This window comes from Tardiphaga sp. (assembly GCF_028290785.1).
Lineage (GTDB): Bacteria > Pseudomonadota > Alphaproteobacteria > Rhizobiales > Xanthobacteraceae > Tardiphaga.
This window is the reverse complement of record NZ_JAQGJD010000090.1, coordinates 1-20,001: the sequence shown is the minus strand read 5'-3', so window position 1 is coordinate 20,001 and position 20,001 is coordinate 1. Positions and strand designations below refer to the sequence as shown.

The 20,001-nt window shown below is 64.3% G+C and carries 21 protein-coding genes and 1 pseudogene; 8 read left to right on the top strand and 14 right to left on the bottom strand.

Annotated elements, in window-relative coordinates; genetic code table 11:
* The 3 genes and pseudogenes from JWR89_RS05065 to JWR89_RS05055 form a co-directional block, all read left to right on the top strand.
* Window positions 1-915 (top strand): annotated as a pseudogene (locus JWR89_RS05065) (phenylalanine--tRNA ligase subunit beta); the annotation flags it as partial.
* Window positions 912-1,679, top strand: coding sequence for a sulfite exporter TauE/SafE family protein (locus JWR89_RS05060; protein ID WP_299712517.1), 768 nt, complete (start codon window positions 912-914; stop codon window positions 1,677-1,679). The pseudogene JWR89_RS05065 and the gene JWR89_RS05060, both read left to right, overlap by 4 nt.
* 78 nt (window positions 1,680-1,757) lie before the next feature.
* The gene (locus tag JWR89_RS05055; RefSeq protein ID WP_299712515.1) at window positions 1,758-2,705 is read left to right on the top strand and encodes an MBL fold metallo-hydrolase; all 948 of its coding nucleotides are present in this window, start codon (window positions 1,758-1,760) and stop codon (window positions 2,703-2,705) included.
* 21 nt (window positions 2,706-2,726) lie between these two features.
* Here the strand turns inward: JWR89_RS05055 and JWR89_RS05050 are convergent, their stop codons facing one another.
* Entirely contained in the window at window positions 2,727-4,130 is a 1,404-nt protein-coding gene (locus tag JWR89_RS05050; protein WP_299712512.1) for an FAD-dependent oxidoreductase, read from the bottom strand.
* A 195-nt stretch (window positions 4,131-4,325) separates the two neighbouring features.
* Between JWR89_RS05050 and JWR89_RS05045 the strand changes: the two genes are divergently transcribed.
* Window positions 4,326-5,216 carry a YiiX/YebB-like N1pC/P60 family cysteine hydrolase gene (locus tag JWR89_RS05045; RefSeq protein ID WP_299712509.1) on the top strand — a complete coding sequence of 297 codons (891 nt, stop codon included), beginning with the start codon at window positions 4,326-4,328 and terminating at the stop codon, window positions 5,214-5,216.
* Window positions 5,217-5,421: 205 nt separating this feature from the next.
* Here JWR89_RS05045 and JWR89_RS05040 read toward each other — a convergent pair whose 3' ends face one another.
* The 4 genes from JWR89_RS05040 to JWR89_RS05025 all read right to left on the bottom strand — a co-directional run bounded on the left by JWR89_RS05040 (window position 5,422) and on the right by JWR89_RS05025 (window position 9,714).
* Window positions 5,422-6,273, bottom strand: a complete 852-nt coding sequence (locus tag JWR89_RS05040; protein WP_299712531.1) for a carbohydrate ABC transporter permease — start codon at window positions 6,271-6,273, stop codon at window positions 5,422-5,424.
* An 11-nt stretch (window positions 6,274-6,284) separates the two neighbouring features.
* Complete coding sequence (locus JWR89_RS05035) at window positions 6,285-7,163, bottom strand: sugar ABC transporter permease (RefSeq protein WP_299712506.1); 879 nt, start codon at window positions 7,161-7,163, stop codon at window positions 6,285-6,287.
* A gap of 227 nt (window positions 7,164-7,390) precedes the next feature.
* Complete coding sequence (locus tag JWR89_RS05030) at window positions 7,391-8,728, bottom strand: ABC transporter substrate-binding protein (protein ID WP_299712528.1); 1,338 nt, start codon at window positions 8,726-8,728, stop codon at window positions 7,391-7,393.
* 233 nt (window positions 8,729-8,961) lie between these two features.
* On the bottom strand, window positions 8,962-9,714 hold the full coding sequence (locus JWR89_RS05025) for a glucose 1-dehydrogenase (RefSeq protein WP_299712503.1): 753 nt from the start codon (window positions 9,712-9,714) through the stop codon (window positions 8,962-8,964).
* A gap of 93 nt (window positions 9,715-9,807) precedes the next feature.
* On the opposite strand from JWR89_RS05025, the gene JWR89_RS05020 reads away from it, so the two are divergent.
* Window positions 9,808-10,119, top strand: a complete 312-nt coding sequence (locus JWR89_RS05020; protein ID WP_299712500.1) for a metalloregulator ArsR/SmtB family transcription factor — start codon at window positions 9,808-9,810, stop codon at window positions 10,117-10,119.
* A gap of 85 nt (window positions 10,120-10,204) precedes the next feature.
* Window positions 10,205-10,957 carry a sulfate transporter family protein gene (locus tag JWR89_RS05015; RefSeq protein WP_299712497.1) on the top strand — a complete coding sequence of 251 codons (753 nt, stop codon included), beginning with the start codon at window positions 10,205-10,207 and terminating at the stop codon, window positions 10,955-10,957.
* A 138-nt stretch (window positions 10,958-11,095) separates the two neighbouring features.
* On the opposite strand, the gene nth is transcribed toward JWR89_RS05015, so the two are convergent.
* Entirely contained in the window at window positions 11,096-11,854 is a 759-nt protein-coding gene (gene nth / locus JWR89_RS05010) for an endonuclease III (RefSeq protein WP_299712494.1), read from the bottom strand.
* A gap of 22 nt (window positions 11,855-11,876) precedes the next feature.
* Between nth and JWR89_RS05005 the strand changes: the two genes are divergently transcribed.
* Together JWR89_RS05005 and JWR89_RS05000 are read left to right on the top strand one after the other, a co-directional pair.
* Window positions 11,877-12,404: a DUF2244 domain-containing protein gene (locus JWR89_RS05005; RefSeq protein ID WP_299712491.1), complete on the top strand. Its 528-nt coding sequence runs from the start codon at window positions 11,877-11,879 to the stop codon at window positions 12,402-12,404.
* A gap of 55 nt (window positions 12,405-12,459) precedes the next feature.
* Window positions 12,460-13,368, top strand: a complete 909-nt coding sequence (locus tag JWR89_RS05000; RefSeq protein ID WP_299712525.1) for a bifunctional helix-turn-helix domain-containing protein/methylated-DNA--[protein]-cysteine S-methyltransferase — start codon at window positions 12,460-12,462, stop codon at window positions 13,366-13,368.
* 147 nt (window positions 13,369-13,515) lie between these two features.
* Here JWR89_RS05000 and JWR89_RS04995 read toward each other — a convergent pair whose 3' ends face one another.
* From JWR89_RS04995 to JWR89_RS04960, 8 genes are all read right to left on the bottom strand, one after another.
* Complete coding sequence (locus tag JWR89_RS04995; RefSeq protein ID WP_299712488.1) at window positions 13,516-14,139, bottom strand: 2,3-bisphosphoglycerate-dependent phosphoglycerate mutase; 624 nt, start codon at window positions 14,137-14,139, stop codon at window positions 13,516-13,518.
* 190 nt (window positions 14,140-14,329) lie between these two features.
* Window positions 14,330-15,145, bottom strand: coding sequence for a 4-hydroxy-tetrahydrodipicolinate reductase (dapB, locus tag JWR89_RS04990; RefSeq protein WP_299712485.1), 816 nt, complete (start codon window positions 15,143-15,145; stop codon window positions 14,330-14,332).
* 257 nt (window positions 15,146-15,402) lie between these two features.
* Entirely contained in the window at window positions 15,403-15,711 is a 309-nt protein-coding gene (locus JWR89_RS04985) for a DUF1330 domain-containing protein (protein ID WP_299712483.1), read from the bottom strand.
* A gap of 204 nt (window positions 15,712-15,915) precedes the next feature.
* On the bottom strand, window positions 15,916-16,635 hold the full coding sequence (gene pyrF / locus JWR89_RS04980) for an orotidine-5'-phosphate decarboxylase (RefSeq protein ID WP_299712523.1): 720 nt from the start codon (window positions 16,633-16,635) through the stop codon (window positions 15,916-15,918).
* 6 nt (window positions 16,636-16,641) lie between these two features.
* Window positions 16,642-17,220: an NAD(P)H-dependent oxidoreductase gene (locus JWR89_RS04975; RefSeq protein ID WP_299712520.1), complete on the bottom strand. Its 579-nt coding sequence runs from the start codon at window positions 17,218-17,220 to the stop codon at window positions 16,642-16,644.
* Between the two features lie 122 nt (window positions 17,221-17,342).
* Window positions 17,343-17,945: an rRNA adenine N-6-methyltransferase family protein gene (locus tag JWR89_RS04970; protein WP_299712480.1), complete on the bottom strand. Its 603-nt coding sequence runs from the start codon at window positions 17,943-17,945 to the stop codon at window positions 17,343-17,345.
* 92 nt (window positions 17,946-18,037) lie between these two features.
* Window positions 18,038-19,180 carry a molecular chaperone DnaJ gene (gene dnaJ, locus JWR89_RS04965; RefSeq protein ID WP_299712478.1) on the bottom strand — a complete coding sequence of 381 codons (1,143 nt, stop codon included), beginning with the start codon at window positions 19,178-19,180 and terminating at the stop codon, window positions 18,038-18,040.
* Window positions 19,181-19,348: 168 nt separating this feature from the next.
* Window positions 19,349-20,001: Hsp70 family protein (locus tag JWR89_RS04960; protein ID WP_299712475.1), on the bottom strand; the 653-nt coding region annotated here is incomplete at its 5' end.

The following is a 20,001-nucleotide window of genomic DNA, read 5'->3' as shown; positions in this document are numbered from 1 at the left end:
GCCAAGCGCGCGCTCGCCGCGCGCGGCATGGTCGAGGCCGTGACGTGGTCGTTCATCTCGAAACAACAGGCCGAAGTGTTCGGCGGCGGCGCGCCGGAACTGGCGCTGGCCAATCCGATCGCCGCGGATCTGTCCGACATGCGGCCGAGCCTGCTGCCCGGCCTGATCAAGGCCGCGCAGGCCAATGCCGATCGCGGCTATTCCGATCTGGCGCTGTTCGAAGTCGGCCAGGTGTTCAAGGGCGACCGGCCGCAGGACCAGTTCATCGCCGCGGCCGGGCTGCGCCATGGCCTGGCGTCGTCGAAGGGCATCGGCCGGCACTGGTCCGGTGCTTCAGCTGCGGACGCGCTCGACGCCAAGGCCGACGCCTTCGCCGTGCTGGCCGCCGCCGGCGCGCCGATGCAGGCGCTGCAGATCGTCTCCGGCGGTCCGTCATGGCTGCATCCCGGCCGCTCCGGCACCATCCAGATCGGCCCGCAGAACATTCTCGGTTACTTTGGCGAATTGCATCCGCGCGCCGCGGAAGCGCTCGGTGCCGATGGTCCACTGCTGGCCTTCGAGGTGATCCTCGACCGCATCCCCGATGCCAAGGTGAAAGCCACGCGCGCTAAGCCGCTGCTCGAGCTGTCCGCATTCCAGCCGGTGTCGCGCGACTTCGCGTTCATCGTCGATCGCGGCGTGAAGTCCGGCGACCTGGTGCGTGCCGCCGCGAATGTCGACAAGAAGCTGATCTCGGGCGTCACCGTATTCGACGTTTATGAAGGCAAGGGCATCGACGACGGCAAGAAGTCGGTGGCCATCGCGGTGACCATGCAGCCGCGCGACAAGACCTTGACCGATGTTGAGATCGAGGCGGCGGCGGCGAAGATCGTGGCGGAAGTGACGAAGAAGACCGGCGGCGTGCTCAGAGGATGATGGCGGCGCTCGGCCTCGCCTCCTACTCCACCGGCGCCCTCGTCCTTGTCGTCGTCACCGCATTCATCGCGGGCCTCGCCCGGGGCTTCTCCGGCTTCGGCTCGGCGCTGATCTTCATGCCGATCGCCAGCATGGTGGCCGGCGCGCAAGTGGCGGCGCCACTGCTGCTGGTGATCGACTTTCTCACCACGCTGACCTTGATCCCCAACGCCTATCGCCGCGCCGACCGGCGCGACGTCGGCATCATCTCGCTCGGCGCCCTGGTCGGCGTGCCATTGGGCACCATGATGCTGGCCTGGGGCAACCCGCTGGCGATCCGCTGGATCATCGTGACGCTGATCGGCGGGATGCTGGCGCTGCTGGCCTGCGGCTGGCGCTATCCCGGCAAGCCGACCGCCTCTGCGACGGTAGCGGTCGGCGGTCTCGCCGGATTTTTCGGAGGCCTGGCGCAACTCGGCGGCCCGCCGGTGGTGATGTACTGGCTGCGCGACACGGCGGTGGCCGCCGTCACCCGCGCCAACATCATCCTGTATTTCGCCGTTGCCGACATCATGATCATCATCAGCTATTCCATCGGCGGACTATGGACCACGGCGATTCTCGGCCTCGCGGCGATCACCGGCCCGCTATTCGCCCTGGGCCTGTGGCTCGGCTCAAAACTGTTCGGCAAGGCCAGCGACGAGGCCTTCCGCCGCATCTGCTACACGCTGATCGTGGTGTCGGCGCTGATCAGCCTGCCGCTGTTCGACGGGCTGTTTCGCTGACGCCGGCGTGATTTGCGCCGACAGCCGCTCGACGGCTATAGGCAACCCAAGCAACCAAAAAAATTCCGGGAGAGACCCATGATCGATCGCCGCGATGTGATGAGACTGGCTGCTACGGGAGCCGCACTTCTCGCAGCACGCCCTGCTCTCGCGCAGGCTCCGGCCAAGCCGCGCACAAAAATCGTCTTTCTCGGCACCAAGGGCGGCCCGCGCGTCGGCGTCGGCGCGTCCAACCCCGCCAATCTCGTTGTCGTCAACGACACGCCGTTCGTGATCGATTGCGGCATGAGCGTCAGCCGGCAGCTGGTCAATGCCGGCGTGCCGATTCCGTCGGTGAAGTACATCTTCATCGGCCATCACCATTCCGATCACAATCTCGAATATGGCAACCTGGTCTACAATGCCTGGGCGGCCGGTCTCTCCACGCCGATCCACTCGTTCGGTCCCCGCGGCATCGAGGCGATGACCAAGACCTATTGGGATCTGAACAAGTTCGATATCGACACCCGGATCGAGGACGAAGGCCGGCCCGATCCACGGACGCTGCTGGTCGCCAAGGACATCACCGAAGACGGCGTGGTGCTGCAGACCGCGGACGTCAAGGTGACGGCGTTCCGCACCCCGCATCCGCCGATCGTCGACAACTTCGCCTACAAGTTCGAGACCCCGGACGGCGTGATCGTGTTCTCCAGCGACACCGCCTACAATCCGAAGCTCGCCGAATTTGCCAAGGGCGCCGATGTGCTGGTGCATGAGGCGCTGTATGTGCCGGCGGTCGATCGTCTGGTGATCAAGACGAAGAACGGCGCCACGCTGAAGAAGCATCTGATGGAGAGCCACACCACCACCGAGGATGTCGGCCGCATCGCTGCCGCCGCCGGCGTCAAGGTGCTGGTCCTGAGCCATTTTGTGCCGGGCGACGACCCGGAAGTGACGGATGACAACTGGCGCGAGGGTGCTGCGAAACATTTTTACGGCAGGATCGTCATCGCGAAGGACCTGATGCAGCTCACACTGCCGGTATAGCGCGCAGCAGACCCGGCGCGGCTACTCCGCGCCGATCCCGCTCGAGCGCGACCGCCGCTTCGCCGGCCGCGCCGGCTTCATGGGCTCCGCCTGCTTCAGCGGCGCAAGCCGCGCCAGTGCCGCTTCCGCCGCGCGTTCGCCGCTGTCCCAGGCGCCGTCGACGGTGCCCCACAGCGTCTCGTGGGTGGCTTCGCCGGCGATGAACAGATTGCCCATCGGCTCGGTGAGCACGCGGCGCGACGCCTGGCCGCCCGGCGCGGCGGCCGACATGGCGCCCTGCACGAACGGCGCGGCGTTCCAGCGCGTCGCGCTGCTCTTCTTCACCGCCTTGGCGATATCGCTGCCGAACAGTTTCGTTAGCCACTCCACCGCAAACGCCGACATCGCCGCCTCGCCTTGCGCCGAGAGATCGCGGCCGAATGCGCCGGCGACATCGAGCGTACATAGCGAGGTGCCGCCGATATTGGCAAACAGCGCCGCGGTGCGCGCGTTGGCGCTCTGCTCAATCATCAGCTCGTCGCGGCCGAGCCCGAGCGGATTGCCGGCGAACTGCAACGCGATGCGGTCGTAGCTGCCGAGGCTGAGTTTCGCCGCGGCATCGAGTTGCCGCTTCGGCAATTCCGGCGTGAATTTGATGGCGCCGGAGGCGAGCACGTTCGACGACACGGTGAGGATCACGCCGCGCGCTGCGATCCGGCCGGCGGCCGTTTCGACGCCGATATCGCGACCGCTCCAGCTCACCCGCGTGGCCGGCGTCGATAGCGCCACCGGGATGCCCTCGCCGAGCTTGGCCATCAGCGTGCCCAGTCCCTGTTTGGTAGCGACATCGATCGCGCGGTCCTGGGCGCGGAACTGGTCGAGCGCCGAGAGGTCCTTCAGATCCTTGCCGGTGGCATAGGCGCCGAGCAGGAAATCGATGGTGCCGCCCCAGTCGCCGAGATCCTTCGGCAGCAATGCGGCACAAGAAATGTCGCCGCGGCGCGCGCCGTCGTCGATGGCGCGGTTGGCGCGCACCAGCGTGGCGAGCAGATCCTCGGTCTCGCCGGCGCGGGCGTTGCGGCGGCCGATGCGCAGCTTTTGACTCGGCGGCGCCGGCGCCACATCGATGCCGGCGCCGCGTGCCAGCTTGACCAGCACGTTGGTGTCCGGCGTATGCAGCCAGCGCGCCCCGCGATCGAACGGCGTATCGAAAGTCGTGGTGTCGGTCGCGCAACGGCCGCCGATCTGGCCCGAGGCTTCGAGCACGATCACCTTGCGGCCCGCCCCCACCACGCGGCGCGCGGCGGCGATGCCAGCGGCTCCAGCGCCAATCACGACAATGTCAGCCTCGCGCGGCAACGGCGCGGCCCAGGCCCTTGCGGCAAACGCCGGCGCAAGCGTCAATGCCGCCGACGCTGACAGGAAAGCGCGGCGCGAAATTGTCATGGCATGGTTTCCGAAACTTTGTGCAAGATGAGAACGTCCCACGAACCTTGCCGTATCCGCCCATGGGCGGCAACTCTCATGGTGAATCAATGATGAGAGACCGCCATCCCGCATGAACCAAATCGAAACGGCTTGCGACCACGATGGATGGCGGGAAAGAGCGGTCGGTACGAACCGCCTGGGGGAGTGGCCATCATGGGCTTGATGCTCGATACGATCGGAAAGCTGATCGCCGGCTACCTGCAGAAGGAAGTGCCCGGCTACGAACCGTTCACGCCGAGCGATCCGGAACGGCTGCGCGACGTCATCATGGACGGGGACGTGCTGCTCGTGGAAGGCAACAGCCGCATTTCCGGCATCATCAAGTATCTGACGCAGTCGACCTGGTCGCACGCCGCACTCTACGTCGGGCCGATCGACGGCGCCTCGGAGCCCGACGGCGAACCGCATGTGCTGATCGAGGCCAACATCGGCGAGGGCGTCACCTCGGCGCCGCTGTCGAAATATTTACCGTATCACACCCGGCTGTGCCGCCCGGTCGGGCTGTCCTATGAAGACCGCACCACGGTGTGCCGCTACGCTATCAACCGAATCGGGTTCGGCTACGACACCAAGAATATCGTGGATCTGATGCGGTTCCTGATTCCGCTGCCGGTGCCGCAGCGCTGGCGGCGCCGCATGATCGCGTTCGGCTCCGGCGATCCCACCAAGATCATCTGCTCGGCGCTGATCGCGCAGGCATTCGACGCGGTGCGCTATCCTATCCTGCCGAAGATCACCCGCGGCGGCAGCCGCCAGGCGCGGCGCGAGATCCTGCACATCCGCGATTCCTCGCTATACATGCCGCGCGACTTCGACATCTCGCCGTATTTCGACGTGGTCAAGCCGACCATCGAACTCGGCTTCGACTACACCGCGTTGCACTGGGCCGACAAGCAGAAGCCGCTCCGGGAGGTAGCGGATGCCTTCGGTCCATTTCCGGATCCGGCACCGGCGCCGCCGCTCGTTCCTGAAACGATTGGCACGGAAGCGAAAATTTTTGGCGAGCAAGTAAGCGTCCTGCCGCAGATCCGGCTGGTGGCGTAACTCTGTCGTCCCGGACAAGTGAGCGCAGCGAACGCCGATCGGACCCATAGCCACCGAGGCGGCGGCCGACCCGGGACGTCTGCCCCAACGCCCATAACAACAGCGTGTATGGGTCCTCCGGGATTGAGACCAAGGACCGCATCGGTCCTTGGTCTCAATCCCTTGGGCTCGCGCTCGGAAGGGCTCGCTTGGCCGGGACGACAGGCTACGACTTCACGGCGCCTGCCGTCAGTCCGCCAACCATGTAACGCTTGAAGGTGTAGTACACCGCGGCCGGCGGCAGCGCGTAGATGAATCCGGTGGTCATCAGCAGTTCCCATGGCGAATCGTCTGCCGCGAGAAAATTGCCCAGCGCGACGGGGAGCGTGATCTCGGTGTCCTTCGACAGCAGCAGGAACGCGTAGAGATATTCGTTCCACGCCAGCAGCAGCGCATAGGTGCCGACCGCCACCAGCGAGGGCATCATCAGCGGCAGATAGACCAGCCGGAATAGCTGCAGCGTGGTGGCGCCGTCCATGATCGCGGCTTCGTCGAGTTCGACCGGCAGCTTGTCGGAGGCCTGTTTCAGCACCCAGATCGCATAGGGCGAAGCAATCGTGACCATCGCCAGGATCAGCGCCCAGTGGTTGTTGAGCAGGCCGTAGCTGCCCATGGTGCGGTACATCGGCACGGCAAGGAACGCCGCGGGAATGAAATAGGTGAACAGCGCCAGGTTCATCACCGCGCGTCCGCCGGGCACCCGCAGCCGGCTGATGGCGAAGGCGGCGGCCGTGGCGATCAACAGCGTCAGCACACCGACGGAGACCGCGATGACGACGGAATTGCCGAACTGCGCCCAGAAGTCGCGCAGGAAATAATGCTGCTGGCGAAACACGATCTCGAAATTGTGCAATGTGGGATGGTCCGGCCACAGCTTGCCGGAGAACGCATCCTGCTTCGGCGAGATCGCGAACAGGAACATGTGATAGATCGGAATCAGCGTCCAGATCAGCACGGGAATGCCGATCAACAGCAATCGCGCCTCGACGCCGACTTCGCGCAGCGTGGGCATGCGCATCTCGGAGATTTTCATCGCGAAAGCCGTTTCATCATGAAGTACACCAGCGGCAGCACCAAAGGCAGCGCGCAGACGATGGAGGCCATCGACATGTCCAACTGGTCGAGCCGGAGATAGCGGATGCCCAAAGTGGCCAGCACATGGGTGAGGTCGGCCGGCCCACCGCCGGTCAGGAGATAGACACTGTTGAAATCGCCCAGCGTCCAGATCATCGAGAGCAGGGTGCAGGTGAGATACAGCGTGCGCATCGACGGCCAGGTGACGAAGCGGAATTTCTGCCAGACGTTGGCGCCATCGACCTCGGCGGCCTCGAACTGGTCCTGCGGAATCGCCATCCGCCCGGTCATCAGGATCAAGGTCCAGAACGGCAGCGACTTCCAGATGTGCATACCGATCGCCATGGTCAGCGCGATGGCGGGATCGTTCAGCCAGTTCGGTCCGTCCTCGCCGGTGAGCTTGAAGATCAGGTGATTGACCACGCCCCATTCCGGATTGAACATGAAGCGCACCGACAGGATGGTCGGGATCGAGGGCACCGCCCAGGGCAGGATGAACAGCACCGACAGCCATTTGATCCAGCCGCGCGACTGCGCGAAGAAGCCGGACAGGAACAGGGCGATTAGCATTTTGATGTTGATGCCGATCACCAGGAAGATCAGCGTGTTGACCGCGGCGCGCGCGAAGATCGGATCGTTGTACAGCGCCACATAGCTCGCGGGATGCCGCGCCAGCCACAGGCCATAACCGATCGGATAGACCACGAAGGCCAGGAACACCAGCAGGTACGGCGCGATCAGCACCAGGCCCCAGACTTGCGGCGTGGTCAGCCGCGGTCCGCGCGGCTTAACAGGCACCGCATCGTCGGCGTGAGAGATGGCGATGGAGGTCATGGCATGCCCTGCAATAGTAACGACGTCGTTCCGGGATTCACGCAGACGGCAAAGCCGGCTGAGTGAAAACCCGGAACCTCGATCTGTTCCACGCATCTGTCATTCCGGGATGCGGCAGCCGGCGAAGCCGGATGGCGCAGGCCCGGAATCCCGAGATGTTTCGCGCTGAACATCTCTAGGTTCCGGGTTCGCGCGCGGCTCGCGCCGCGCTCGCCCCGGAACGACACTTAACCCGCGATTTCCTTGATGCGGGCGATCAGCTCATCGACGGCTTTCTCGACCGGCACCTTCTCGCTCACCACCCGGTTCATCGCCTTGGCCCAGACGTTTTCGTTGTTCAGAATCGTGAACTTGTAGTTCTTCACGAAATCGAACGAAGAGGTGCCGCCGGTGAACTGGGTGTAGACCGCCTTGCGATGACGGTCGGCCTGCCAGAACGGGCTCTTCTGTCCGGCCGTCGTCACCGGGAACCAGCGTCCGAGCGCGCCTTCCACGTAAGGCCCGAGGTTCTCTTCCTGCATCAGGAATTTGACGAATTCCTTGGCGCCGGCCTTGTTCTTGGACTGGCTGAAGATCATCCCGGTCTTGACGTCGGAGCGATACTTGATCGGCGTGCCGTCCGGCTTGTTGGGGAACGAGGCGGTGACGATGGTTTCCTCGTAGGCCTTCTTGCCCGCCGCGCGCTGCTCGGGCGTCAGCGCCTGGTTCTGCGAATCCTCGAACCATTTCGCCGCGATCGAGATGGTGAAGTTGTGGGTCATCACCGTCGTCTTGTTGTGGAAGGCGACGTTGTTGTCCGGATCCTTCCACGTGGTCGAAGACGGCGGCGAACAGCCCTTGGTGTAGGTGTCGGTGTAATCCCGGAGCGCGCCGACCAGGCCTTCCTTCACCTTGGGATCGTCGACCAGCAACTTACCGTCGTCGTCGACCAGCTTGACGTTGTAGGCGTCCATGAAGGTGTAGAACGACTGGAAGGAGTCGGTGGATTCCACGCCCATCGGCTGGCCCACGCCATAGGCGCGCGAGCCTGAAGCCTTGCGATAGGCCGGCTGCACCTTGTCGCACCAGAACGACCAGTAGCCCTTCCAGTCGGTGGGGATGTCGCTGACCTTGAAGCCGGCCTGCTCCAGCATGTCGCTCCAGATTTCGACGTGCATCGACTGCTGCTTCAGCGGAAAGCCGTAATAGGCTTTCTTTTTGGTCTGGCCGTTCATCAGATACGCGGTTTCGATCGTGTTGGGCGCGAAGTTGCCCTTGATCGGCGTCAGGATGTCGGTGAGATCTTCGAGCTTGCCTTCGAACGCCCACTTGCCGGACGCCTGCACGTCATAGGTGTCGGCATAGGCCACATCCGGCGGCGTGCCGGAATCCAGCGCCGCCACGGTCTTCGGGATCATGTCCTGGATGGCGTATTGCGAGAGCTCGACCTTGATGCCGGTCTTGGTCTCGAATTTCTTGATGGTCTCGATCAGCGAATCGTCTTCGGACCGATAGAACCCCTTGGAGAACCAGACGGTTATCTTCTCCTGCGCCAGCGCAGGTGCTGCGCCGTAGAACAGACCCATGGCGGCGACGGTGAATGCAAGCGGACGTGTAGTCTTGAATGGCACGATGGTCTTCCTCCCCTGACGTTTTATTTTTCGTCAGACTACTGCTTTCCGGCCTGCCGTCCAGACCTGTCGATGTTGCAGTGCGGAGGAGAGGCGGCATTACCCGCGAAATACCAGCATCGCTAAGACGAAGGTATGAGATCCCGGCGCCGAGCGCCAGGATCTCATGCCGCCACGCTTACGCAGGCCTAGCGGAATCCGCCGGTGACGTGCAGCGTCTCGCCGGTGATGTATGACGCCTCGCTGGATGCGAAGAACGCGACAGCCGCGGCAATTTCTTCAACGGTGCCAATGCGCGCCAGCGGCGTGACCGACTCGATCCAGGTGCGCATGTCGCCTTCGTGCAGGCCTGCGGTGACTACGCCTTCGGTGGCGATCATGCCGGGGTTGACGGCGTTGACGCGGATCTTGCGCGGCGCCAGTTCCTTCGACAGCGATATGGTGATGGCATCGACCGAGGCCTTGGTCGCGGTGTAGACGGAGGCATTCGGCGGCGCGATGGTCGAGACGCCGGAGCTGATGTTGACGATGCTGCCGCCGTTCGGATTGAAGTGCCGCGCAGCTTCCTGCGACACTAGCAAGAGACCGAGAACATTGAGATCAAACTGCTTGTGAAAATGCTCGGCGGTGATGCCATCGAGCGGCGCGAATTCGTAGACGCCGGCATTGTTGACCAGCACATCGATCGGGCCGAGCGCCTTGACGGTGTCGGCCACGACGCTCTGAACATCCTTGGCGGCGGTCAGATTGCCATGTACCGCGACGGCCTTGCCGCCCTTGGCAACGATCTCGGCAACCACCTTGTCGGCGCCGGCCTTGCTCGAGCTGTAGTTCACGGCGACCGCGGCGCCTTCCGCGGCGAGGCGGCGGGCGATCTCGGCGCCGATGCCTTTGGATGCGCCGGTGACGAGTGCAACTTTACCTTCAAATCTCTTGGACATGATCGATCTCATTGGATGGTGGAACGCCATCGTTCCGTTGTTCAGTAATAATGAACTATTGAACCAGTTCAAGGACCGCCCTATATTATTTTAATGGTTCAGCTCGTTCACCCATCGAAGGACGACATCACGCTGGCGGGCGTGCTCAACGCTTTGTCCGATCCCATGCGGCTGCGCATTATCAAGAGCCTGCTCGGCAACGATGCTTGCATGTCATGCACTGAGGCGACGCCTATGCCGGGCATGGCCAAATCGACTTTGTCTCATCATTTCCGGGTGTTACGGGAATCGGGTCTGATCCAGACCTCGAAGCGCGGCGTAGAGCACCGCAACGTGGTCCGTATGGCTGACGTTAATGCCCGGTTCCCTAAGCTGCTGGAGACCGTTCTGGGCTTCGGCGACTGAGATCGGGGACGCCGGCGAACCGCCGACCTTGCCGAACCGCGCGGCCGCCTCTACCTCTGCGAAGATTCATCGACAGGGATACCCCATGCTCACCGCCGCCGCGAAGGCGCTTTCACAGATCCTGTCGCCGCCGATGCGCAGCATTTTGTGGAAGTCGATCGGGCTCGCACTGGTGCTGATCGTGGTGCTGGGCATCGGCATGCAGCGGGGTCTGAGCTGGCTGGCCACTTCCGGCGAGGTCTGGGCCGAGGCGATGCTGGGGCCGGGCTTTCACACCACGCTGGAGATTCTGGCCTGGGTGCTGTCGATCGCCGCCGGGCTCAGCGTGCTGGCCGGCGCGATCTTTTTGATGCCGGCGATCACCTCGCTGGTCGCCAGCGTGTTCGTCGATGACGTCGCTGATATCGTCGAGCGCGAGCACTATCCCGCCGAACGACCGGGCACCGCATTGCCGTTCGGGCTGGCGATCACCGAAGGCGTCAAGACGGCGCTGCTGACGATTCTGGTCTATCTGATCGCATTGCCGTTCGTGTTTTTCGCCGGCATCGGCTTCATCGCATTCTTCATCGCCACCGCGTGGCTGCTCGGCCGCGAATATTTTGAACTCGCGGCGATGCGATTCCGCTCGCCCGCCGAAGCCAAGCTGATGCGCAAGCAGCACGGCGTCACCGTGTTCACCGCCGGCCTGATCATCGCCGCCTTCGTCTCGATCCCGATCGTCAACCTCGCCACGCCGTTGTTCGGCATGGCCTTCATGGTGCATCTGCATAAGCGCCTGAGCGGGAATCGGGCGGAGCTGATCGAACCTTTGCGGCGCGAGAAGCTGCCGGTGGGCTAGCTTGTTCGCGTTCACCGGACGCGATGCAATACGAAGTATTGCTTCGCAGATCCGGGGCCCCGGTGCTTGAAAAACCGGGATCCCGGATCTGCGCAGCAGCGTTTCACGCTGCGGCGCGTCCGGGAAACGGCAGCGGCACTACACCGTCTTTTCCGGCCACCTGCAGAGATCGTTGATGATGCACACTTCGCAGCGTGGCCTTCGCGCCAGGCAAGTATAGCGCCCGTGCAGGATCAGCCAGTGATGCGCGTGCATCATGAATTCATCCGGGATCACGCGCATCAGTTCGAGTTCGACTTCCAGCACGTTCTTACCCGGCGCCAAATTGGTGCGATTGCCGACGCGAAACACGTGCGTATCCACCGCCATGGTGTGCTCGCCGAACGCCATGTTGAGCACCACATTCGCGGTCTTGCGGCCGGCGCCGGGCAACGATTCCAGCTCGGCGCGGGTGCGTGGCACGACGCCGCCGAATTCGGCGATCAGCTTCTCCGACAATGCGATGACGTTCTTCGCCTTAGTGCGATAGAGACCGATGGTCTTGATGTAGTTGCGGACTTCTTCCTCACCGAGGTCGAGCATTTTTCGCGGCGTATCGGCGATCGCGAAGAGCGCGCGCGTGGCCTTGTTGACGCCGGCGTCGGTGGCCTGCGCCGACAACACCACCGCGACCAGTAAAGTATAGGGGTTGACGTGTTCGAGCTCGCCTTTCGGCTCCGGATTGGCGTCGCGAAATCTTGAAAAAGCCGCAACAATTTCGGCCGGCGTCCACGGCTTCAACTTCTTCGGTTTGCTGGGCTTTTTGGCTGTTGCCGGCTTGGTCTGCCCCGGTTTTGCCGCAAGACTCGAAATTTTGCTGGGGGATGTCGCCGGGAGCTTGCTGATGATTTTCGCCATCGTCGGGGTATACTGACTGCCCATGACCCAAGGCAACATCCATGGCAACGACTTTGACGACGCCGCGGAGCCCGAGCTATTTTCGGCGCTGCTGCGGCCGCATCGCGCGCTGAGCCGCACCGGCTTCTTCGTGCTGATGGGTTTTATATGCACCGTCAGCTTTGCCGCCGGCCTGACCTTCCTGCTGATGGGCGCCTGGCCCGTACTCGGCTTCTTCGGGCTCGATGCGCTGGCGATCTGGTGGGCGTTTCGCGTCAACTACCGCCGCGGCGACGCCACCGAGGAGATCACCGTCACGCCGTCGGAGATCCGGGTGCGGCGGGTCAGCCATCGCGGCCATGTGGTGGAGTGGGTGCTGAACCCGCTGTGGGTGCAGCTCGACCAGGTCAGCCACCCCGAATTCGGCATCGAGCAGCTCTACCTGGTCTCGCGCGGCCGCCGCGTATCGATCGCGCGGTTTCTCGGCGCGGAGGAAAAGGCCAGCTTCGTCAAGGCGCTGATCGCCGCGCTGCAGGCGGCGAAGCGCGGCCCGACCTATAATCCGCTGTGAGGCCGTGCTCGGGAATCGGGTGGTTTGCGCGCGCGCGCGGCGCTACATCGAGGGCATGATGACCCCAGCCAAGAATCTCGCCATGACCGATCCGCAACTGACCCGCCCCGGCGCGCAGGATGCCGCCTTGCGCGACTACGATTCGGTGCGCCGGGCCATCGGTTACATTTCCGAGCACTGGCGCGCGCAGCCGGCCATCGAGTCGATCGCCGAGGCGGCCTCGGTCACCCCCGACGAACTGCACCATCTGTTCCGGCGCTGGGCAGGTCTCACGCCAAAGGCCTTCATGCAGGCGCTGACGCTGGACCATGCCAAGGGCCTGTTGCGGGATTCCGCCAGCGTGCTCGATGCGGCGCTGGACTCCGGGCTTTCCGGGCCGGGCCGGCTGCACGACCTGTTCGTGACGCATGAAGCGATGTCGCCGGGCGAGTGGAAGACCGGCGGCGCCGGCATGGAGCTGCGCTACGGCTTCCATCCCTGCCCGTTCGGGTCATCGATCGTGATCTCCAGCGAACGCGGCCTCGCCGGGCTCGCCTTCTCCGATCCCGGCGAGGAGAGACCGGCGTTCGAGGACATGGCACGGCGCTGGCCGCGCGCGACCTTCATCGCCGACCAGGACGGCACCGCCGCGATGGCGCGGCGCATCTTCGATGCCAAGCTCTGGAAGCCGGAGCAGCCGCTGCGCGTGCTGCTGATCGGGACGGACTTCGAAGTGCGGGTGTGGGAGACGCTGTTGAAGATCCCGATGGGCCGCGCCGTCTGCTACTCGGACATCGCGACCAAAATCGAAAGCCCGAAGGCGTCGCGCGCGGTCGGCGCCGCGGTGGGCAAGAACCCGATCTCCTTCGTGGTGCCGTGCCACCGCGCGCTCGGCAAGTCCGGCGCGCTGACCGGCTATCACTGGGGCATCACGCGCAAACAGGCGATGATCGGCTGGGAAGCCGGGCAGGTGGGGATGGGGTGACTCCGTTTCCCGGACGCGATGCGGCATTCTTCATGCCGCTTCGCAGAGCCGGGATCCCGATTTGTTACGCGCAAAGCAACCGGGACCCCGGATCAGCAGCGCACTACGCCGCTTCGCGGCGCATTGCGCAGCATCCGGGGAACGTAACTACCCCGCCAGATCGAGCTTCGAGGCCACCGTCGCATCCGCGTTCAGCCGATAGATGATCGGCACGCCGGTTGCGAGTTCGCGCGCCAAAATACCTTCCGGTGACAGCTTCTCCAGCACCATGATCAGCGCGCGCAGCGAATTGCCGTGCGCGGCGACCAGCGTGCGTTCGCCGCGCAGCACGCAGGGCAAAATCTCCTGCACATAATACGGCAGCGTGCGCGCCAAAGTATCTTTCAGGCTTTCACCCCCGGGCGGCGGCACGTCGTAGGAGCGGCGCCAGATGTGGACCTGCTCTTCGCCCCACTTCTTGCGCGCATCGTCCTTGTTGAGGCCGGAGAGCTCGCCATAGTCGCGCTCGTTCAGCGCCAGGTGGCGGGTGATCGGCAGGCCGGTCTGGCCCATCTCTTCCAGCGCGAGGTCGAGCGTCTTCTGCGCGCGCGTGAGGTCGGAGGTGAAGGCGCGGTCGAAAACCAGTTCCTGCGCCTTCAGCTTGCGGCCGGCCTCTTTCGCTTCAGCAATGCCCTTCTCGGTGAGATCGGGATCCTTCCAGCCGGTGAAGAGGTTCTTCAGATTCCATTCGCTCTGGCCATGACGGACGAGGACGAGAAGGCGGTCGTTCATTTCAGATTCCGTTTCGAATAGTTAAAGCGTTTTTAGGTTGAACCGATCCAAAAGCTCCGTCATTGCGAGGAGCGAAGCGACGCGGCAATCCAGAGAGCCGCACGCGCGAAAAGAACTGGATTGCTTCGTCGCAAGGGCTCCTCGCAATGACGGCTGAGAGTGATCCCGCTAATCTCAAGCAAAAAAACCTCTAGAAATCGCGGAGCCCGAGCACGTCGGTCATCGAGTAGTGCCCGGGCGGCTTGCCATGCGCCCATAACGCCGCCTTCAGCGCGCCATGCGCGAAGATCATGCGATCCTCGGCCTTGTGCGAGATCTCGATGCGCTCATAGGGGCCGGCGAAGATCACGGTGTGGTCGCCGGTGACGGTGCCGCCGCGCAGCGAGGCAAAGCCGATATCGCCGGGCTTGCGCGCGCCGGTGAGGCCATCGCGACCGCGCGCGGAATGTTCGTCGAGCGCGACGCCGCGGCCGGCCGCGGCGGCTTCGCCGAGCATGAAGGCGGTGCCGGACGGCGCGTCGATCTTGGCCTTGTGGTGCATTTCGAGAATCTCGATATCGAAGCCATTGTCGAGCGACTGCGCGACGCGCTTCACCAAGGCGGCGAGCAGGTTGACGCCGAGGCTCATATTGCCGGCCTGCACCACGATCGCCTGCTTGGTGACGCTCTTGATCACCGCGTCGTCCGACGCCGACAGGCCGGTGGTGCCGATCACATGGACGAGGCCGCGTTGCGCCGCGATGGCGACATTGGCGATGGTGGCGGCGGGCACGGTGAAATCGAGAATGCCGTCGGCGTCCTTCGACATGGTCCACAGGTCGCCCGACAGCTTGACGCCGTTCTCCGGCAGGCCGGCCAGCGTGCCGCTGTCGCGGCCGAGCAGTTCCGACGTCGGCGCTTCCAGCGCGCCGACGACGACGGCGCCCGCGGTATCGTGGATGGCGCGGATCAGCGCCCGGCCCATCCGGCCGCCGGCGCCTGCCACGATCAATCGCATGTCGGTCATGTCACGCCTTTCAAATGCTACTGGCGATATAACGTCGCGGAGGCCCTGCGGCAACCGATATGGGCTTACTTGCCCCGGACGCGACGCAATATGCAGTATTGCTTCGCAGAGCCGGGGCCGTAGCAGACGCCGGTGTTTGCGACGGTCCCGGTTCTGCGCAGCAGCGTTTCACCCTGCAGCGCGCCCGGGACAAGTAAGTGCGCCACGCGCCCGAATGGCTTTTCTCGCAATGACGGGGAGAGGACCGCGCTTTGTCGTTAACTGCCCGGCTGCGCGCCGTCGTAGCCGTCGATGATCACCAGATCGCCCTCCGAATGCGGCGTGCGCATCGCCACCAAGCGCTGGTATTCCGGTGAATTGTAGCAGGCCAGCGCGGTGGCGTAGTCCTTGAACTCCAGCACCACATTGCGCGAGCGCGAGGTGCCCTCGCGGGTCTCGTGCTGGCCGCCGCGCACCAGAAATTTGGCGCCGTATTGGGCGAACACCGCGCCGTTCTGGGCGATGTACTCCTTGTAGCCATCCATGTTGTGAATATCGATCCGCGCGATCCAGTAGGCTTTGGCCATGGGTGTCTCCCTGTTTCGTTGTTGCTCTTTGTAGCCTGACCTTCGCAGATTTCTCGTTCCCCGGACGCGATGCAACACGAAGTGTTGCTTCGCAGAGCCGGGGTCCTGGTTTCTTAAAACACCGGGATCCCGGTTCTGCGGAGCGGCATAAGTATGCCGCACCGCGCCCGGGAAACGGGAACGCGCCCGGGACAAGTGAAGTGCCTAGCCCAGCGCCTGCGTGATTTCCTCGACGATCGCATCCGCCACGGCCTTCGGATCGGACGCCTGCATCACCGGGCGGGCCACCACCACGTGGTCGGCGCCGGCGCGGATGGCGGCGGCGGGGGTCATGACGCGTTTCTGGTCGCCGAGGGCGCTGCCGGCGGGGCGCACGCCGGGCGTCACCAGGCGCATCGAGCCGACGATGCCGCGCAGATGGGCGGCCTCTGCCGGCGAGCAGACCAGGCCATCGACACCGAGCGCCTGGGCCTGGCGGGCGCGGCTCTCGACCAGATCGCGGACCCCGAGCTGGTAGCCGGCGGCCGCGAGATCGGCGTCGTCATAGGAGGTCAGCACGGTCACCGCGAGAATTTTCAGGCTGGAGCCCGCACGCCCCGCCACCGCGGCCTGCATGGTCTGCGGGTAGGCATGCACGGTGAGGAAGGTGGCGCCGAGCTTGGCCACGCTTTCGACGCCGCTGGTGACGGTGTTGCCGATGTCGTGCAGCTTCAGGTCGGCGAAAACCTTCTTGCCGGCATCGGCGAGCTTGCGGATCAGCGGCAGGCCGCCGGCGTAAGCGAGCTGATAGCCGATCTTGTAGAACGTCACGGCGTCGCCGAGCCGGGCAATCATCGCCTCGGCGGCCTCCACATCCGGCAGATCGAGCCCGACGATCAGCCTGTCGCGCGGCAGGATTTTTTCGGCAGCAATGGTTTCAAGCATCATCCCTCACTTCATCTGTTGCGCGACATCGATCAGCTGCCGCACCATGGCCTGCAGTGCGTCGATATCGCCGGGGTGTTGCAGCCGGTCCATGTCGTCATAGGCATCATTCGCGAACGACAAAGCGAGCTGGTTCGGTATCACGGTGGCGCGACACGCCGACAGTACCAGCCGCAGCGCCTGCAGGCAGCGCGCGCCGCCGAGTTTGCCGCCCGACGCCGCGGCGATCGCGAACGGCCGTTCGCGAAACACCTGGCCCCTGGTCTCGTGGTTGTCCTGCACCCGCGATACCCAGTCGATGGCGTTCTTCACGAGCGGCGGCAGCGAGGCGTTGTATTCCGGCGTCACGATCAGCACGCCGTGATGCGCCTGGATCATGCGCTTCAGGTTGACCGCGTGTTTCGGCACGCCGGAGCCGCTCTCGAGGTCGCCGTCATAGATCGGCAGCGGATAGTCGCCGAGCGAGATCCTGATGACATCGACATCGGCGCGCACCAGCTCGTCGACGGCGGCGGCAGCCAGCTTCGCATTGAGCGAGCCTGCCCGAAGCGAGCCGGGAATGACGAGAATTTTCAGCGCGGCCATGAGTCCGATCGTCATGCTCGTCATTGCGAGGAGCGAAGCGACGCGGCAATCCAGAGAGCCTCAAGCAAGGAAGAGCTGGATTGCTTCGTCGCAAGGGCTCCTCGCAATGACGGGAGGAAGCTCTAGCCCTTGCGATACACCCAGACGCGGGCGGGCGGAAGGTTCATCCAGATGCGCTCGGAGGCTTCTGTGGATACGCCGGGCAACGTCTTGGGGATCGGCGGCGCCACCGAATAGGTGAACTGCACGAAAGGTGCGCCGGGGGACATCGCGACGAAGGCGTCGCGGATCAGCTTGAGCCGCGTCAGCATCGGCTTGGTGACCAGCGGCAGGCCGGAGACCACGGCGGAGGCCGGCTCTTTCAGCACGTTCCACAGCGTGTCGCGCAGTGCATAGGCGTCGCCCTGCACCACGGTGGCCTGCGGATAGCGCTCGCGCAGCAGCGCGCAGAAGGTGGGATTGAATTCGACCAGCACGAGACGTTTCTGCTCGATGCCGTGGGCCAACAGCGCGGTGGTGATGGCGCCGGTGCCGGGGCCGAGCTCGATCACCGGGCCCTTGGCGGCGACATCGACATATTGCGCCATGGTGCGGGCCAGCGCTTTGCCTGACGGCATCACGGCGCCCATATGCAGCGGCTTGTCGATCCAGGAACGGAGAAACCGGACCTCATCGTCGAGACGGAGCGGTTTCTTCAGCGGACGCGCGGACGAGTGCAGAGGCATGTCGCTTCCAGGCAGACCGCGGTACGGCGGGACGTCAGAATTTCGTCATAAAGAGGTACAGGCCAGAGTCAGAACGGTCAAGCATTCCCGACTCAGGAGCCGGCGCGGGTGCCGAAGAAGTCCTTGACCTTAGTAAAGAAACCGGCGGCTTCCGGTTGCGTTGCACCCGAAGAGAGTTTCTCGAACTCGGCCAGCAATTCCTGCTGTTTCTTGGTCAGGTTCTGCGGTGTTTCGACCACCACCTGGACATACATGTCGCCGGTCTGGCGCGACCGCAGTACCGGCATGCCCTTGTTGGCGACGCGGAAGCGGCGCGCCGACTGGGTGCCGGAGGGCACTTTCACCTTGGTGCGGCCGCCCTCGATGGTCGGAACCTCGAACTCGCCGCCGAGCGCCGCTGTCACCATGGAGATCGGTACCCGGCAGTGCAGGTCGGCGCCGTCGCGCTGGAAGAAATCGTGCGAGGCCAGCGACAGGAAGATGTAGAGGTCGCCCGCGGGCCCGCCGCGGGTACCGGCCTCGCCCTCGTTGGAGAGCCGGATGCGGGTGCCGTCCTCGACGCCCTGGGGAATGTTGACCGACAAAGTGCGCTCGCGCTCGACGCGGCCGGCGCCTTCGCAGTTCGGGCAGGGGTCTTCGATCATCTGGCCGCGGCCCTGGCACGACGGGCAGGTGCGCTCCAGGGTGAAGAAGCCCTGGGCCTGGCGAACGCGGCCCTGGCCGCCGCAGGTCGAGCAGGTCTTCGGCTTGGTGCCGGACTTGGCGCCACTGCCGGAGCAGACTTCGCAGGTCACCGCGACCGGAATCTCGATCTGCGCGGTCTTGCCGGCGTAGGCCTCCTCCAGCGTGATTTCCATGTTGTAGCGCAGGTCGGCGCCACGCTCGCGGCCCGAGCCGCCGCGTCCGCCGCGCTGCCCGGCCATGCCGAACAGGTCTTCGAAGATGTCGGAGAACGACGAGGCGAAGCCGGAGCCGAAGCCGGCCCCGCCGCCGCCATGGCCCTGCTCGAAGGCGGCGTGGCCGTAGCGGTCATAGGCGGCGCGCTTGTCGCCGTCCTTGAGGACTTCGTAGGCCTCGGCGATTTCCTTGAAACGGTTCTCGGCGGCGGCATCGCCGGGATTCTTGTCGGGATGCCACTTCATGGCGAGCTTGCGGAAGGCGGACTTCAGCCCGGCATCATCCGCAGTGCGTTCGACCTCGAGGGATTCATAGTAGCAGCGCTTGGTGGTGGACATCGGTCGGATCCGCCTGAATGGGTCCTCATCGCGAGGAGCACACCACGCGAATGCATCGATCACTATGCATTCGCTGGATTAACGAAGTTGAACGGGACGAAAAATGGCCCCCACCGTTGAGACGCGCCATGCGCTGCTCAGGATGGAGGCCATCTCTTCGCTCTTCGATCAGGCCGACTTCTTGGTCGGCTTGTCGTCATCGACTTCCGTGAACTCGGCGTCGACCACGTCGTCCTTCGCAGCATCCTTGGCCGCGTCGGCCTCGGCCTGCTGGGTGTACATCGCTTCGCCGAGCTTCATGGAAGCCTGCGCCAGCGTGTTGGTCTTGGTCTTGATCGCCTCGGCGTCGTCGCCCTTCAGCGCTTCCTTGAGGTCGGCCATGGCGTCTTCGATAGCCTGGCGTTCCGGTGCGGCAACCTTGTCGCCATGCTCGGACAACGCCTTCTCGGTGGAGTGAACCAGAGCGTCGCCGTGGTTCTTGGCATCGACCGCCTCGCGGCGCTTCTTGTCCTCGGCCGCGTTGGCTTCGGCGTCCTTGACCATCTTCTGGATGTCGGCTTCCGAAAGACCACCAGACGCCTGGATGCGGATCTGCTGCTCCTTGTTGGTCGCCTTGTCCTTCGCCGACACGTTAACGATGCCGTTGGCGTCGATGTCGAAGGTCACCTCGATCTGCGGCATGCCGCGCGGCGAAGGCGGAATGCCCATCAGGTCGAACTGGCCGAGCGGCTTGTTGTCGGCCGCCATTTCGCGCTCGCCCTGGAAGACGCGAATGGTGACGGCGTTCTGGTTGTCCTCGGCGGTCGAGAACACCTGGCTCT

Bases quoted from the DNA above. Each gene is read 5' to 3' on its own strand.
- dnaJ (WP_299712478.1), bottom strand. From the start codon at position 19,180: ATGTCCACCACCAAGCGCTGCTACTATGAATCCCTCGAGGTCGAACGC.
- JWR89_RS05055 (WP_299712515.1), top strand. From the start codon at position 1,758: ATGATCGATCGCCGCGATGTGATGAGACTGGCTGCTACGGGAGCCGCA.
- JWR89_RS05020 (WP_299712500.1), top strand. From the start codon at position 9,808: ATGGTTCAGCTCGTTCACCCATCGAAGGACGACATCACGCTGGCGGGC.
- JWR89_RS04985 (WP_299712483.1), bottom strand. From the start codon at position 15,711: ATGGCCAAAGCCTACTGGATCGCGCGGATCGATATTCACAACATGGAT.
- JWR89_RS05045 (WP_299712509.1), top strand. From the start codon at position 4,326: ATGGGCTTGATGCTCGATACGATCGGAAAGCTGATCGCCGGCTACCTG.
- JWR89_RS05040 (WP_299712531.1), bottom strand. From the start codon at position 6,273: ATGCGCATGCCCACGCTGCGCGAAGTCGGCGTCGAGGCGCGATTGCTG.
- JWR89_RS04975 (WP_299712520.1), bottom strand. From the start codon at position 17,220: ATGGCCGCGCTGAAAATTCTCGTCATTCCCGGCTCGCTTCGGGCAGGC.
- JWR89_RS05035 (WP_299712506.1), bottom strand. From the start codon at position 7,163: ATGACCTCCATCGCCATCTCTCACGCCGACGATGCGGTGCCTGTTAAG.
- JWR89_RS05025 (WP_299712503.1), bottom strand. From the start codon at position 9,714: ATGTCCAAGAGATTTGAAGGTAAAGTTGCACTCGTCACCGGCGCATCC.
- JWR89_RS05015 (WP_299712497.1), top strand. From the start codon at position 10,205: ATGCTCACCGCCGCCGCGAAGGCGCTTTCACAGATCCTGTCGCCGCCG.
- JWR89_RS05050 (WP_299712512.1), bottom strand. From the start codon at position 4,130: ATGACAATTTCGCGCCGCGCTTTCCTGTCAGCGTCGGCGGCATTGACG.
- JWR89_RS04970 (WP_299712480.1), bottom strand. From the start codon at position 17,945: ATGCCTCTGCACTCGTCCGCGCGTCCGCTGAAGAAACCGCTCCGTCTC.
- pyrF (WP_299712523.1), bottom strand. From the start codon at position 16,635: ATGCTTGAAACCATTGCTGCCGAAAAAATCCTGCCGCGCGACAGGCTG.
- nth (WP_299712494.1), bottom strand. From the start codon at position 11,854: ATGGCGAAAATCATCAGCAAGCTCCCGGCGACATCCCCCAGCAAAATT.
- JWR89_RS05000 (WP_299712525.1), top strand. From the start codon at position 12,460: ATGATGACCCCAGCCAAGAATCTCGCCATGACCGATCCGCAACTGACC.
- JWR89_RS05060 (WP_299712517.1), top strand. From the start codon at position 912: ATGATGGCGGCGCTCGGCCTCGCCTCCTACTCCACCGGCGCCCTCGTC.
- JWR89_RS05005 (WP_299712491.1), top strand. From the start codon at position 11,877: ATGACCCAAGGCAACATCCATGGCAACGACTTTGACGACGCCGCGGAG.
- JWR89_RS04995 (WP_299712488.1), bottom strand. From the start codon at position 14,139: ATGAACGACCGCCTTCTCGTCCTCGTCCGTCATGGCCAGAGCGAATGG.
- dapB (WP_299712485.1), bottom strand. From the start codon at position 15,145: ATGACCGACATGCGATTGATCGTGGCAGGCGCCGGCGGCCGGATGGGC.
- JWR89_RS05030 (WP_299712528.1), bottom strand. From the start codon at position 8,728: ATGGGTCTGTTCTACGGCGCAGCACCTGCGCTGGCGCAGGAGAAGATA.